Annotated in this window: 15 protein-coding genes; 2 read left to right on the top strand and 13 right to left on the bottom strand. The window is 42.0% G+C overall.

What is annotated here, in order from left to right; genetic code table 11:
• Positions 1-119 precede the first annotated feature (119 nt).
• Positions 120-1064, top strand: coding sequence for a bifunctional biotin--[acetyl-CoA-carboxylase] ligase/biotin operon repressor BirA (birA, locus tag ACVR1G_RS00200; RefSeq protein ID WP_447451214.1), 945 nt, complete (start codon positions 120-122; stop codon positions 1062-1064).
• Here the strand turns inward: birA and ACVR1G_RS00195 are convergent.
• From ACVR1G_RS00195 to udk, 10 genes are all read right to left on the bottom strand, one after another.
• The gene (locus tag ACVR1G_RS00195; RefSeq protein WP_447451213.1) at positions 1039-1245 is read right to left on the bottom strand and encodes a DUF3272 family protein; all 207 of its coding nucleotides are present in this window, start codon (positions 1243-1245) and stop codon (positions 1039-1041) included. The two genes, birA and ACVR1G_RS00195, sit on opposite strands and share 26 nt — an antisense overlap.
• Before the next feature lie 89 nt (positions 1246-1334).
• A complete protein-coding gene (dnaX, locus tag ACVR1G_RS00190; RefSeq protein ID WP_447451212.1) occupies positions 1335-3008 on the bottom strand; it encodes a DNA polymerase III subunit gamma/tau in 1674 nt (557 codons plus the stop codon).
• On the bottom strand, positions 3008-3505 hold the full coding sequence (gene msrC, locus ACVR1G_RS00185; RefSeq protein WP_447451211.1) for a free L-methionine (R)-S-oxide reductase MsrC: 498 nt from the start codon (positions 3503-3505) through the stop codon (positions 3008-3010). Before msrC ends, dnaX begins: the two co-directional genes overlap by 1 nt.
• A 500-nt stretch (positions 3506-4005) precedes the next feature.
• Positions 4006-4791: an L-threonylcarbamoyladenylate synthase gene (locus tag ACVR1G_RS00180; protein ID WP_447451210.1), complete on the bottom strand. Its 786-nt coding sequence runs from the start codon at positions 4789-4791 to the stop codon at positions 4006-4008.
• 102 nt (positions 4792-4893) lie between these two features.
• A complete protein-coding gene (leuD, locus tag ACVR1G_RS00175; protein ID WP_447451209.1) occupies positions 4894-5487 on the bottom strand; it encodes a 3-isopropylmalate dehydratase small subunit in 594 nt (197 codons plus the stop codon).
• A 37-nt stretch (positions 5488-5524) separates the two neighbouring features.
• Positions 5525-6913 (bottom strand): 3-isopropylmalate dehydratase large subunit, encoded by a 1389-nt coding sequence (gene leuC / locus ACVR1G_RS00170; protein ID WP_447451208.1) that lies wholly within the window; start codon positions 6911-6913, stop codon positions 5525-5527.
• A 1-nt stretch (position 6914) separates the two neighbouring features.
• Positions 6915-7184, bottom strand: coding sequence for a DUF1294 domain-containing protein (locus ACVR1G_RS00165; RefSeq protein ID WP_447451207.1), 270 nt, complete (start codon positions 7182-7184; stop codon positions 6915-6917).
• A gap of 4 nt (positions 7185-7188) precedes the next feature.
• Entirely contained in the window at positions 7189-8226 is a 1038-nt protein-coding gene (leuB, locus tag ACVR1G_RS00160; protein ID WP_447451206.1) for a 3-isopropylmalate dehydrogenase, read from the bottom strand.
• Between the two features lie 12 nt (positions 8227-8238).
• The gene (locus ACVR1G_RS00155) at positions 8239-9792 is read right to left on the bottom strand and encodes a 2-isopropylmalate synthase (RefSeq protein WP_447451205.1); all 1554 of its coding nucleotides are present in this window, start codon (positions 9790-9792) and stop codon (positions 8239-8241) included.
• A gap of 527 nt (positions 9793-10319) precedes the next feature.
• Positions 10320-10943, bottom strand: a complete 624-nt coding sequence (gene udk, locus ACVR1G_RS00150) for a uridine kinase (RefSeq protein ID WP_447451204.1) — start codon at positions 10941-10943, stop codon at positions 10320-10322.
• Between the two features lie 96 nt (positions 10944-11039).
• Between udk and ACVR1G_RS00145 the strand changes: the two genes are divergently transcribed.
• Complete coding sequence (locus ACVR1G_RS00145) at positions 11040-12122, top strand: DEAD/DEAH box helicase (protein WP_447451203.1); 1083 nt, start codon at positions 11040-11042, stop codon at positions 12120-12122.
• 596 nt (positions 12123-12718) lie between these two features.
• Here the strand turns inward: ACVR1G_RS00145 and ACVR1G_RS00140 are convergent.
• From ACVR1G_RS00140 to ACVR1G_RS00130, 3 genes are read right to left on the bottom strand one after another with little or no spacing between them, the layout of a single operon-like run.
• Complete coding sequence (locus ACVR1G_RS00140; RefSeq protein ID WP_447451202.1) at positions 12719-13057, bottom strand: YlbF/YmcA family competence regulator; 339 nt, start codon at positions 13055-13057, stop codon at positions 12719-12721.
• Between the two features lie 13 nt (positions 13058-13070).
• Positions 13071-14177, bottom strand: coding sequence for a prephenate dehydrogenase (locus ACVR1G_RS00135; protein ID WP_522732193.1), 1107 nt, complete (start codon positions 14175-14177; stop codon positions 13071-13073).
• 26 nt (positions 14178-14203) lie between these two features.
• Positions 14204-15262 (bottom strand): bifunctional transcriptional activator/DNA repair enzyme AdaA, encoded by a 1059-nt coding sequence (locus ACVR1G_RS00130; protein ID WP_447451201.1) that lies wholly within the window; start codon positions 15260-15262, stop codon positions 14204-14206.
• Between the last annotated feature and the right edge of the window lie 46 nt (positions 15263-15308).

The raw sequence follows: 15308 nt of genomic DNA, 5'->3' as shown, positions 1-15308 counted from the left end.
ACCGGTTTATGATACAATCATAGAAAATAGGGATCTAAGGCCAGAGTATTAAATGAATAATTCTTAACTATTGTAAATAAACTTAAATACATCAGACAATCAACCACAAAGGAAATTCTATGAAAACTTATGAAAAGCTCTATCATTTATTATTAGCACAAAATAATGATTTCATCAGTGGAGAACAGCTAGCACAGAAACTAGCTGTTTCTCGGACAGCCGTTTGGAAATCTATCAAAACTCTTGAGAGCAAGGGACTAGTTATCGATTCCTTAAAAACCCGAGGCTATCGTCTAGTTCAGGGTGATCTACTTCTACCAGAGGTCATCGCACAAGCAACGGGAATAGCTGTCCACCTTAAAGAAGACTCCGCTTCAACCCAAGAGGATGCTAAAGAAGGGATACAAAAGGGACAATCTGCCCCCGCTCTTTATGTAGCTCCTAATCAACAATCTGCACATGGCCGCTTTGAACGCCCCTTCTTCTCCCCAGAAAATGGTGGTATCTACATGTCTCTCCACCTCCAGCCCAATATTACTTATGACAAAGCACCGGCCTACACTCTCATGACAGCTGCGAGTATTGTCAAAGCTATTTCTAGGCTCAGTGGCAAGGACTGCCAAATTAAGTGGGTTAATGATATTTATCTAGGGCAAAAAAAACTAGCAGGTATCCTAACAGAAGCCATTACCTCCATTGAGACAGGTTTAGTAACTGATGTTATCATCGGTGTTGGCTTAAACTTTTTTGTCCCCCAGTTTCCAGCTGAACTGACTGAAAAAGCCGTCAGCCTTTTTACCAGCCAGCCTGACATTAGCCGTAACCAACTGATTGGGGAAATTTGGAAGATCTTCTTTGAAACGCCAGAGAAGGATCTCCTCAAAGTCTATAAAGAAAAATCACTCGTTCTAGGTAAACGAGTGTCCTTTGTAGAAAATCATGTTAGCTATGCAGGCCTAGCTCGTGACCTTACAGACAGTGGACAGCTAGTCGTACAACTGGATAATGGCAAAGACAAAGTCCTAAATTCTGGTGAAATCAGTCTTTCTTCTTGGGAGACTTAGGAAGGGACTTGAGCAATTCTTTAAGGAGCCGATCAGCCAGATAGGCATTTTGTAAATTACGTATTAGTAGGAAAGCCCAAAAGGCAGCTATCCAAAAATGTCCTGTCAGCAGAGCATCACTGAAAAAATAGCTTTCCAGTGCACACCATAAAGCCATGCTGGTAAACTGTAATCTATTCATATACTTCATTATAGCAAAAAACCATCCAACTGGGTGGTTTTTTGCACAGAAAGAAAATTATAACTATTTAGTGACAATATCCTTCCTTTTTAATCTTCTTCAATATCAATCTTACCAGAGAGAAATTCGAAACCATCCGGAATAAGTCCTTCTTGCGAAGTTTCTTCTTCTACTGCTGTTTCTTCCTTTGAACCTCGCATTTTTTGAGCAAATTCCGTACGAATTTCTTCAAAATCAGCTTTTGGTACTGCCATGATTTGGGGCGAGAAGCCAGCAGCCTGACTCATGATATTACCAAAGACAGTATTTAAATCTGTCCTTTTCATAGCCTGTTCAGCATTGAAGGCAGCCTGAAAAGCTAAGATTGCATTCTCACTGTTGGCTAAAACAGGCTCCGATCCCAGCAACAAAGCTCTATCCTGCGGACCAATAGAATCCAAAATTTCATTCCAAGAGCTTTTCAAGGCATCCAAATACTGACGAGACTGTTGACTATCTGCTACGGTTTCTTCCATTATGGTTAGAATCTTAGCCTTATCAACCTTAAAGGTAAAGCTTGTTTTAACCCTGGGCTTACTAGTCAAAGCAGGAAGAGCCGTGTCTGCTTGAGCTACCTGCTCCTTGAGCTGGGCAACTTCTTGTCTTAACTGTTTAAGTTCGACTTCTAACTCTTCTGAGATGTCAGTCCTATCAGAATGTTGGACATGTTCAGCTAGTCTCATCGTTAGCATTTCTGCATAGATCTTAGGCTGGGTGCCATTCTTAATTTCAGGTAGATAGTCTGTTACTGTCTCAATCATAGCAAAAACACGTTCTTGAGGAAGAGCTATATTATCCTGAAAGACTCGGCTAGTTCGTTGAACCTCTCCTCCTACCTGAACCATCAGTATGTCTCGTAGGTAACCTAGCAGGTCTGTAGCGAGGCGACTCATACTCTTGCCACTGTCAAAAATGACTTGCAAGTTTTCCAAAGCAGCTAAACTATCGTGCTCTGCCAACTTAGCGACATAATCATCTAGAGCTTGCTGGCCGACACTGCCTGTAATTTCCTCGGCAATAGCTTCAGTTATCTGGTTGTCAGTAGATAAGCTAAGGGCCTGATCCAGAATTGACAAAGCATCCCGCATCCCGCCCTCAGCTTGGCGGGCAATCAGTGTCAGTGCTTCATGTTCATAGGCAATCTTTTCACGCTCTAAAATATCGGACAGATGCTGACGGATAGCTACCTGTTTGATAGCCTTAAACTCAAAACGCTGAACTCGAGACAGAATAGTTGCGGGAATCTTATGCAATTCCGTAGTAGCTAGAATAAAGACAACATTCTCAGTCGGCTCCTCTAAAGTCTTAAGTAAAGCATTGAAAGCCCCTGTTGAAAGCATGTGAACTTCATCAATAATATAGACCTTGTGGGTTGCTCGGCTCGGCGCATAAGTTGACTTATCGCGAATTTCCCGAATCTCATCAACACCATTATTAGAAGCGGCATCAATTTCAATGACATCTTCCAAACTGCCTTCTGTAATATCGCGGCAGATATCACAGGTGTTGCAGGGCTCGCCATCCACCTGATTAGGGCAATTCATGGCCTTAGCAAAAATTTTAGCAACACTGGTCTTACCGGTTCCGCGGGGACCTGAGAAGAGATAAGCATGGCTGATTTTCCCAGAAGCTACGGCCTGCTTAAGCGTTGTTGCCACTACTTCTTGTCCAATTAGTTCACCAAAGCTCTGGCTGCGGTATTTACGATAAAGCGCCTGATACATTACTTTCCAACTCCAAACATGGCAAAATCCCATTCTGTCTTATCCACAAGAATGGCAACAAACCTCTCCAGATAGTCCTGATCAATTTCATCGTAATCACTGACAAGCGAAGAGTCGAGGTCTAAAACACCTAATAAGCGGTCCTTATGGTACATGGGAACAACAATTTCTGACATGGCAGCCGAATCACAAGCAATATAATTAGCATGCTTGGTTACATCTTGAACAAGCAAAGTTTCATTTTTTTGAGCAGCTTCGCCACAAACCCCTTTTCCAAGAGCGATATGAACACAGGAAACATGTCCTTGAAAAGGGCCTAAAATCAACTCACTACCATCATACAGATAGAACCCCGTAAAGACCGAGTTAGGCAGTCCCTGACGCAGGAGAGCCGAGGCGTTGGCCAGATTAGCAAGGGCGTTAGTTTCACCTTCTAATAAGGCTTCTAACTGCGCTAAAAGTAAATCGTATTGTGATTTTTTTTCTACATTTGTCATAGGGTTATTATACCAAAAAAGATTGAGCCGGGCGAATTTAGAGGTGCAAAAGAAAGGGAAAACTCTTGAAACCTGCTGGCGCTAGACAGGAAAATCGAGCCTTTGAATTTTAGTTTTGACGCTAGATCAGCAAATAATCCCCCTTCAGTAGAGACACTAAAATTTGACAGCCATAATGCTTTTATATCATTACTTTATGAGCTTAATAAGACTGTCTTATTTCTTATTTTTGCTTTTTAAGGGCGTCATATCCTACTTTATTAAATTTAAAATAAATTCTCTTGCAAAAATAGTCTGTCTCAAAAATCAAAATTTCCAAAGGGCTTCTATTTTTCTGTCGGAAATTGTCCCCCAGCAAAATCCTTATTGCTATCTTATTCAATTAAACTCAAACGGCACAACTGAGTGAAAAAGAAAAATCCACCTAGAATTTCCAAGAATCCACTGGTGAATTTCCCAATTTCATTTTACTTGCCGTGAAAAGGTTCGTGTAAATCTAATTAATAATATTCGCCTTGGCGATAATTCCATGAGTTAAAGATATCTGATAAGTTCATCATGATCTTATCAATGTCCAGACCTTTGCGAATAACGACAGGACAGTTGTCAATTGAGCGACTGCCCTCACCTTGTTCAGGGATCAACTTACCATCTTTATCCACCATAGACACCATGACTCCTTGTTCATAGCGGGTTTCAATTGTCTTATCCGATTGGATTGAAGCTACATAGTCATCAGCCTCAATAACCAAGTCGACTGACGATTCAATGCGTTCACCAATTCCTTCGACTTTACCGCGGTTACCCTTACCTGATGGGTTAGCAGATGAGGCATAAACCATCTTGCCTTCTTTTTCCCACATTTCTTTGGCAATCTGCTCACCTGCAACACCAAACTTGATGACAAAACATGAGGTACCACGGCTGTCAGTCATTAACTCTTCACGCCCATCACCAAAGGCTTGGAGCTTAGCGTAAGCATCTTCACGCCATGGAAGGATACAACCCAGAAGGATATCTTCATCCCAATGTTTTTGGTAGAAGCGTTCAATTTCAGGTGTTAATTGTGCAAGAGCACGAAGTTCGTCCATACTGCCGCAAAGGACAACTCCTGGTTTATTGCGATTACGGTTTTTAGCTTCAAACTTGCGTTCCAAACCAGCCTTATCACTGGTCATAATGATGTAACCAACCTTTGTTGGGGTTACAATACAACCACCATCGCCTTTAAGAATTTCAAGGCCTTCTTGGTTAAGGCTTCCATCCCATTGAACATGTTTAGTCATAAAATAGTTTCTCCATCTAAATCAATTATCGACCTGACCATTTTAGCATGAAACAGGTCCTTTTTCAAGTAATTTTCTGAATTTTCAAATACCAATTCTGATTCAACCTTGCCAGTAACTCGGACGATTTCTCTCGTATTCAGCAATCAACTCTTCGTACTGAAGTGTAATACCGATATCGTCCAGTCCATTTAGGAGTTTGTGTTTCCAATCACCATCGATCTCAAAGCTGAACTCACCGACGGGGGAATTGATCTTTTGTTCATAGAGATCAACCGTCACTTCATCCGTCGGAGACAGTTCTGCTAGTTTTTGGCGAACCTCAAGTGGCTGAACGATAGGCAAAATTCCATTGTTGAGGTCGTTGTTGTAGTGAATATCACCGAATGAGCCGGCGATAATCACTTTAAAACCATAATCAGCCAAGGCCCAGGCCGCGTGCTCACGCGATGACCCAGCACCAAAGTTGTCCCCTGTGATCAGGATTGTCGCCTTGCGGTAGGGGGCAGTGTTGAATACAAAGTCCGGATTTTCTGTGTAGCTATCATCTAGATAACGCCACTCATACATGAGGTACTTACCAAAACCTTTCTTATCAATCAGCTTGAGGAATTGCTTGGGAAGTATTTGGTCAGTATCAATATTATCATTCATTAAAGGAACTGTTGTCCCTGTATAGACTGTAAATTTTTCCATAAATTAATTATTCGCTGGTTCTTAGCCAGCCCATCCTTTACTGTGCTTCTGAAAGTTGACGGACATCGACAAAACGACCTGCAATTGCAGCTGCAGCCGCCATGGCAGGGCTACAGAGATGAGTTCTAGCACCTACACCCTGACGATCCTCAAAGTTACGGTTGCTGGTTGATGCTGCATGAACTCCAGATGGGACCTTGTCAGGGTTCATCCCCAAACACATCGAACAGCCTGGATCGCGCCATTCAAAACCAGCATCCATAAAAATTTTATCCAGACCTAGATCTTCTGCCGCTCGCTTAACTGGCCGTGATCCTGGAACCACAATAGCCGTTAGATTCGGAGCAATATGTTTACCCTTAACAAAATCTGCCGCTACCTTGAGGTCGCTGAGACGGGCATTAGTACAAGAACCCAAAAAAACATAACCGAGCTCAATATCTTTAATGTGTTCACCTGGTTTAAGATCCATATAATTATAGGCACGCTCATCATTCATATCACGAATCTCAGGGAAAGGTTGATCATAAGCCACACCCATGGATGGATTAGTGCCCCAGGTTACCATAGGAGCAAGCTCTGAAACATCCACCTCAATGATTTTGTCATATTTAGCATCAGGATCTGATACTAAAGTCTTCCAATCCGCTACAGCTGCTTCAAAATCTTCACCTTGAGGTGCTTCTGGACGCCCCTTGACATAATCAAAAGTAGTTTGATCTGGATTCATAATCCCCATCTTTGAGCCAAATTCAATAGACATGTTGCAGATGGTCATACGTTCTTCCATGCTCAAAGCCTCTACGGCTTCACCAACATACTCAACAACATGGCCGACACCGACGGCTACCCCATACTGGGCAATAAGAGCTAGGACATAGTCTTTCGAATAAACGCCCTTTTGCGGCTTCCCGATAAAGCGGACCAAAAGTTTCTTAGGCTTTACCTGCCAGATGGTTTGGGTCGCAAAAACATGCTCAACCTCGGTCGTACCGATACCAAAGCCAATGGCACCAAAAGCGCCATGAGTAGCTGTGTGGCTATCACCACAGACGATAAATTTCCCAGGCTGAGTACGGCCGCTTTCTGGCCCAACCATATGGACAATCCCCTGATTTTCGGAGCCATGAGGGGCGTGGGGAATCCCAAATTCTTTAACATTACGCGCCAAGGCATCCATTTGGGCTTTGGAAATAGCGTCACGAATATCATAGATATTAACTGTCGGCACATTATGATCAAAGGTTCCAAAAGTCAAATCCGGCCGGCGTACTTGACGATCAGCTTCGCGCAGGCCATCAAAGGCCTGGGGACTAGTTACTTCATGGATATAATGCTGATCCACATACATCAGCTGGGGCTCACCTTCATGTCCCGTAATGACATGACGTTCCCATACCTTATCAAATATTGATTTTCCACTCATTTTACATACTCCATAGGACATAAATAATCACTGCATCAATAAGCAGTCCCAAATACCAACAAATTCTAAAATACCATTTTAAGATTTTGTGACGAAAGAGTCTGGCAGCTAGATAGGAACCGATGCCTGCTCCTGTTAAGCTCATAAAGAGCAAGCTCCTTTCAGAAATTCGCCAGTCCCCTCTCACAGCACGCCTTTTATCCAAACCGTAAAGACTAAAAGCAATGATGTTCCATGCCAATAAGAGACCAGCAACAGTAACAATAACCATACTTTTACAGATTAGCGATAATGGCGGCTGTCATCTGAGCCGTATCGGCATTACCACCTAAATCACGCGTAAAAATACCTTGAGCAAGAGTCTTATCCACTGCTGCTTCAATCATATCAGCCCCCTTTATCTCACCAAAAGAATCCCGCAGCATCATAGCGACAGATAAAATCATGCTGATTGGATTAGCAATCCCCTGACCAGCAATGTCGGGCGCTGACCCATGGATGGGCTCATAGAGGCTAGGACCATTTTCTGAATGGCTAGCCGATGGCATAACACCAAGTGTCCCAGGTAGGACACTAGATTCATCAGAAAGAATATCACCAAACAGATTTTCCGTTACAACCACATCGAAGCGGGCAGGATCAGTAATCATCAGCATGGCTGCACTGTCCACTAACTGATGCTCCAGCCTAACATCAGGATAATCTTTGGCAAGATCATCAGCCACTTTACGCCAAAGCTTAGAGGTCGCAAGCACATTTTGTTTGTCAATACTGGTTACTTTTTTACTGCGGTTTCGTGCGATATCAAAGGCTTTGCGCAGAATACGACGGATTTCTTCTTCTGAATAATCATTGATATCACGCGCTTTTGCTTCCTCAAGAATGTGTTCCCCAAAGTAGATTCCACCCGTCAGCTCGCGTACTACAACAAAATCAACACCTGCAATACGCTCGGGTTTAAGAGGAGATAGGTGCTTGAGCGCATCAAAAATTTTTACCGGACGGATATTAGCAAATAGATTAAGCTCCTTACGCAGGGCTAATAACCCCTGTTCCGGTCGGACAGGTGCTGTATCATATTGAGGGGCACCAATAGCAGCTAGGAGGATAGCATCTGCCTGACGGCTGGCTGCAAGGGTCTCTTCCGGCAATGGCTGCCCCTTAGCATCAATGCCAGCACCACCAAAGAATTGAGCGTCAATGTTGTAAGCAAAGTCTGTTTTATGAGCAACAGCTTCAAGAACCTTCAATCCGGCAGCCATAATTTCAGGACCAATACCATCACCAGCTAGAGTTACAATGTTTTTCGTCATACTATCTCCCTTTTACATGTCTTTTTCTGACAGACGCCGGCCAATTTCTCCAGCATTTTCCTTTTGAACAAAGACATTGGCATTCACATAAGCTATACTACTAGCCTTCATAACATCAAAATCAATACCAGAGGCGTTGAAAATCGTACCCGTATCAACATTCTCAACAGAAACTGCAACACGAGCTTGAGCATCAATACCATCTGTGATGGCATCAATACTGTAGCTGAGTAGTTTAACGGTTTGATTAAAGAACTTATCAATAGCATTAAAGGCGGCCTCAACAGAACCCTTGCCATTAGCAACGACATCAACCTGCTCGTCGTCGATGTTGGTCATGGTTACGACGGCTGTTACAGTATCATCATTGTTTGAGGTTAATTTCAGATCATCAAAATGGAAGCCTTCCGGATTAGCAACATCGTTGCCTTCCACTAAGGCGATGATGTCTGCATCTCGGATATCGTGCTTCTTATCTGCTAATTTTTTAAATTTGGCAAAGAAGGTGGTAATTTCCTCTTCAGCAAAATCCAGCTCCAACTCTTTAAGTTTCTCAACAAATGCATGACGGCCCGACAACTTACCAAGCGGCAGGGAGCTTTGCTTAACCCCAACCAGCTCAGGGGTAATGATTTCATAGGTCAATGGATTCTTGAGCACACCATCTTGATGAATGCCAGATTCATGAGAGAAAGCATTGCCACCGACCACAGCTTTGTTTTTAGGTACAGGGATACCTGAGAAGCGCGATACTATAGCAGAAGTATTCACTGTTTCATTAAGAATAATATCGCTAGTTGCATTAAAATAATCTTTACGAATATTGAGGGCTACTGCAACTTCCTCTAGCGCTACATTCCCTGCTCGCTCTCCAATACCATTGATGGTCCCTTCAACTCGACCGGCTCCATTTTTAATAGCAGCCAAGGTATTGGCTGTAGCCATACCGAGATCATCATGGCAATGGGGACTAAAAATGATATCGCGATCAGACTTGATATTTTCAATGAGGTATTCAAAAATATGTCCAAATTCGGTCGGTGTCGTGAACCCCACAGTATCCGGAATATTGATGTAGGTTGCTCCAGCATCTACGGCAGTCTGTACTACCTCCAAAAGATAATCCAGCTCCGTTCGTGTGGCGTCTTCTGGTGAGAACTCCACGACATCAAAATACTGGCGAGCATAGGAAACGTGCTCTTTAATGACGTCCAAAATTTCTTCTTTAGATTTTTTCAGCTTAAATTCACGATGGATAGGACTTGTCGCAATAAAGACATGGCACTGAGGATATTTCGCATCTTTCAAGGCCTCATAGCAAGCATCAATATCCGACTTAACTGAACGAGCCAAACCTGTTACAGCTGTAGTTGTCATGGCAGCTGCAATCTGTTTAACAGCTTCAAAAGAATCCGGACTAGCTGCAGGGAATCCTGCTTCAATAGCAGAAATGCCCCATTTTTCCAGCTGCTTAGCAATGGCTACCTTTTCTTTTACTGAAAAGTTAACCCCTGGAGTTTGTTCACCATCGCGCAGGGTGGTGTCAAGAAATTCTACTTTATGCATAGACTTACCTCTCTTTTTAATAAATCAGTAAAACGCACCTTAAGCTCTCCGTATGAAATTAAGTTCATTAAAATTTACCCTTATTTTCACCCTTTTGGTACTTTTTAAGGATGAGATGCTCACTGGCCTGTTTTTTTAATAAGATAAATAAAAACACCTCGCACCAAGCGAGATGTTTTCATGAATCCCGCTTGGTAAGCCAAACAGGACTAATGCTTTTGCACTAGCCCTCATTCCTCAACAACAAGACTGTCATAGGTTGTGAGATCATTTGACTTTTTCCCTTCGATGTTTCTTGCTTAATATCCTATCCTATTCTAAAAGGAAAGTCAAGTGTTTTTAGAAATTTTCTGAAAAATCGGATAATTATATCTCGATAAAAGTTCTAAAATAAAGCTAGCGGCTGGCAAATATTTCAAACATCTAGGTGCGAAGGTGTGTATAGCTATCACAAACCGTTTAACAGACAGAGGGTCTCTAAAGTTAACAGCTTTCCAATAAGATCCCACCTTGTCCGCTGTTAATAGTTAGTTACCCAAGATACTGGCAATCTTAGTATTGATAAGGTCGATAGCCACAAGGTTTGATACTCCTTCTGGGATAACAATATCAGCATAGCGCTTTGTCGGCTCAATGAACTGGTGATACATGGGCTTGACCACACTGGTATATTGTTCAATGATACTATCTAAACTGCGGTCGCGCTCTTCCATATCCCGTTTAATACGGCGAATGATACGAATATCATCATCTGTATCAACGAAAAGTTTAATATCCATGAGATTGCGCAAGCGCTCATCCTCTAATACTAGAATCCCCTCCACGATAAAAACATCCTGCGGCTCTTGCCGATAGGTTTGCTCACTGCGTGTATGCTGGGTATAATCGTAAATCGGTATATCTACTGGTCGCCCCGCCTGCAGTTCCCTGATATGCTCAATCATAAGGTCAGTATCAAAAGCCAGAGGATGGTCATAATTAGTTGAAACTCGTTCTTCAAAGGTCAGGTGAGACTGATCCTTATAATAGGAATCATGCTCAATCATCGCAATTTTGGAATCGGGAAAGTGATTCAAAATCGCTCGTGAAACACTGGTTTTTCCACCACCAGAACCACCAGTGACGCCAATAATAATCGTTTTTTTGCGCATGCTTTTCTCCAAAACTTTTAATTAAAAATCAACTTCCCTATTATACCCTAAAAGATGGTATAATTAAAGCCGACATTAAAGAATAAAGGAAGTATAATGACCATCAAACTCCCACTAGTACTGCAAGAAAAGTGTCAGCAAAAAGATATCACTGATTGGACACCTATCCAGAAGCAAGCGTTTCAGCCGATAAAGAGCGGTGCTAACTTTTTAGGAATCAGCCCAACTGGAACGGGAAAAACCCTAGCCTACCTTCTGCCGCTCCTCTTAAAAATAGATAGACTGAAAAGTCAACAAGTCTTAATTTTAGCACCAAACACTGAGTTGGCTGGACAGATTTTTGAGGTTGTCAAAGATTGGGCAGAACCTGTAAAGATTTCCGCCCAGCTTTTCATCTCTGGTTCCAGTCAAAAAAGACAGATTGAACGCCTCAAAAAGGGACCGCAGATTTTAATTGGCACTCCAGGACGAGTCTTAGAATTGATCAGGCTGAAAAAAATCAAGATGATGAATGTAGACACCATCGTCTTGGATGAGTTTGACGAACTTCTTAGTAATTCCCAATACCAATTTGTCAGTAAGATTTCCCACTATGTCCCTCGCCAGCACCAGATGATTTACATGAGTGCGACGTCTAAAATTGATCGGCAGGAGCTGGCTGAGGATACTCTGGAGATCAATCTGAGTGATCAAAGTCTAGACAATATCCATCACTATTATCTCCAAGTAGATAAACGTCAACGCCTAGAAATCCTGCGCAAGCTGTCCAATATTCCTGAATTTCGCGCCTTGGTCTTTTTCAATAACCTCTCCGACTTAGGAGCCAGTGAAGAACGCTTACAATTTAATGGTGCTTCTGCCGTTTCTTTGGCTAGCGACGTTAATGTCAAGTTCCGAAAAATTATCTTGGAGCGCTTCAAAAATCAGGAGATTTCCTTGCTATTGGCTACTGATATAGTAGCACGCGGTATTGACATTGAGAATCTAGAAACCGTTGTCAATTTCGATCTTCCTCGGAATAAAGATGTCTATACCCACCGGTCAGGACGCACCGGGCGAATGGGGAAGAATGGTACAGTAATCACCTTTATTAGCCATCCAGAGGATTTAAAAAAACTGAAAAAATTTGCTAAGGTTCAAGAAATTAATTTGAAAGATCAGACCTTTTATATTAAATAGCCTTAACTTTTTTCTGTCTTAATAAGTATCACAGATCTTAAACGCTCTTCTCAACCAAGATCTGTGAGCCAGATAAGGGACTCTACAGCAAAAGAAGCTGGGCGAAACTCGTCCAGTATTTTTGTTTTAGAATAACCTCTTACCCCTACACAGGTCATTGGGTACTTTAGCACCGCTGAACCACTGCTGGCTGGCTTTCCTTGTACCAGAAGATCAAAGGGAAAAACCTAAACGAATGCAATGAACATCGTTCATCTCACTTTCAACCTCCAAAGGCTCCCCGAACCTTATGGGATGGCTACTGTTCGTCTGATCTCCACTTTTACAGTTGGTTAGGATAGCCGCTATTACTTGTATAGCAGGGTATAAGGATATCCAACCAACCACTGCGCCTAGCAAATAAAATTAACCAAAAAAATAAGGCTGAGACCTTTTGTCTCAACCTCGGGAAATAGAACTGGCAAAACAAATGTCAAAAACAGTCTGAGGCTAGACTGTTTCAGGCAACAACTAAAAATGAACATTTGTTGATAGCCCTTTTGTTATTTTTTGGTTGATCCCACTCCCTTTTCTTATATAAGTTAGTATTTCCTTCGCTAATTTAGATCCCTTAGAGGCGAGAAGACAATTTTCTCAATATCATTAAGATAAACTGACAGAGCTTGCTGTGCCTCAAGATAAGATTTCAAAAGACTATTGTCTTCAAGCTTTTGTCCAAGTTCTTCAATCTTTTTTTGATCTGATTCACTAGGCATTTGACCAGACTGCATAGCAGTGTAAATTTGTTCTTGAAAGGCTGAAAACTCTGTAAATAAAGTTTTTGCTTCCTCATTAGCATCAATTTGGGCTTTCTGGTCAACTAGAGTTTGGTATTCCGGTAGCGCACGAATGCCACGTTCAAGTTCATTGGCTAGGTCATAAATATTTGCAGTCATTTCTGTTTTCTCCTCAATCTATTGTTACTGTATAGTCTGAACCTTTATTAATAAGGATCAGGGCCTGTTCTTGGTCTTTTTGATTTTTAAAGGTAATCTGTAAGATACCATTGATATCTTCTCGGTTTTCTTCATTGATACGAATATTCATGACGGAAATGCCACGCAGCAGTTCCATAACTTTTAAAATGCTGTCTTCTTCATCGGGAATGGTAACATAGAGGTCAAAACCACTGTCTATCCCACCTTTTTTATGGATTTCCATAGCTTTGCGAGTCAAGCGAGCCTGATTAAAAAATTGCCAAATTGCCTCTTCATCACCTTTTTCAATACGATCTGCTACCGTATCCAAGCGTTGTTTAAAGTCAGCAATCCGACCGAGAACGGCCTTTTTATTAGTCAGCAGAATACTGCTCCACATTCCAGGTTCACTTTCAGCAATCCGAGTCATATCCCGAAAACCACCAGCAGCAAAATGATTCGTCATCTCATGATCTTGCGCATAATCCCCAGCTTGCTCCATAAGACTGGCAGCCAAAACATGGGGAAAGTGGGAAATTTGACTCGTCACACAATCATGCTCCTCAGCATCTATCTCGATAAAACGCGCATGCAGACCACTTAATATCTTCTTTAGGTCAACAATCGTTTGCGGTCGGGTTAAAGCAGTAGGCGTGAAGATATAATAAGCATTTTCAAAGAGGTTGATATCCGCCGCAATAGCTCCAGATTTATGTGAACCAGCCATAGGATGAGAACCTACAAATTGGACTGGACAATTGGCTAAATAAGATTCAGCAGCAGCAACGATATCTCTCTTAGTTGAGCCGGCATCTGTGATAATCACATTGTCCTTAAGTCTCAGTTCAGCTAATTCCTTAATAAAACCAATCGTTTGCTTAATGGGAACAGCTAGAATAATGATATCTGCTCTTGGTGCAAATTCAGCAAAATTTGCTGTTGCCTCATCGACTATACCGCGCTCCAGAGCAACGTTACGAGATTTATCTGAGCGATTGTAGCCCAAAACAGTGTAGTCAGGGTGACCACGTTTGATGCCTAGAGCAATTGAACCGCCAATCAGTCCAAGGCCGGCTATATAAATTGTTTTCGTCATGATTCTCCCTTTTTTCTGTTGCCTTTTTCCTAATGCTTGCTACTTATTATTTTTTGTTCCAATGCCAAAAGGTATCGCTTACGCTCAATACCACCGCCATAACCGCCTAAATCACCATTTGCAGCAATGACGCGATGGCAAGGAATCAAAATTGAAATTTGATTGGCACCGTTGGCATTCCCAACTGCCCTTACTTTATCAGAATCACCTAGAGACAGGGCCAAATCCTTATAAGACCTTGTTTCACCTACAGGAATTTCCTGCAGCAGTTTCCAAACTGAACGCTGAAAGCCTGTCCCTCTTTGATATAGTGGAATTGTGAAATCAGCAGAAAGCCCTTTAAAATAGTCCTCTAATTCTTTTTTTAACTGCTCTAAGATCATGTTGTGACCATGAATGATACGAGCATTTTGTTGCTGACGCAATTTTTCAAGTTCTTTTTCCAAGCCCCTGCGATTATCAAATTCTAAGAGGTAAAGATAGTTGTCATCAGCAAGAGCAAGCATGCGACCTATTGGAGTCATGATAAAAGAGGCGGTGATAACTATAACATCCGTTTTTTTAGCAGGGTTCCCCATAATTTTCGTAAAAGCATCATTAAAGCCACTAGATGATTGGTAACCCATTGCTAGCTGCTGGTCAATAACTTTTGAGCCTTCTTGGATTTCTTTGAAAGCTAATCCCATTCGACGAGATCTGGCATACTGCACAAAGGTCATGTGATAATAATCTTTAAATTTTCGTCTTGCTGTAGCAGAATGTAACCCCAGCTCTCTAAAGTCTTCTTCCCGCCAATGTTTTTCTGGGTCGCTTTCTACCGCATCCACTAAAACCTTTATATCATCAGGTATTTGTTGGGGATAAGACAAAGGACAGCAGATTTTACAGGGACGATATCCCGCAAGCAAGGCCTCTTCAGCAGTGCGATAAAAAAGACAATTTTCAAATTTGGGTTTTCTAGCACGGCAAGTCGCATGGCAAAAGACACCTGTCGTTTTGATAGCTGCAAAAAAGATGCCATCAAATTGTATGTCTCGCTCAACAAGGGCACGGTAATAGCGATGGGTTAAAGTGTTATCGGTAATCATTTATCAAACTCCTTCAGCTGTACGATCATTTTATTTTATGATAACG

The organism is Streptococcus dentasini (genome assembly GCF_053206945.1).
The sequence above is the reverse complement of the archived record's forward strand: the minus strand, read 5'-3'. Positions and strand labels throughout refer to the sequence as shown.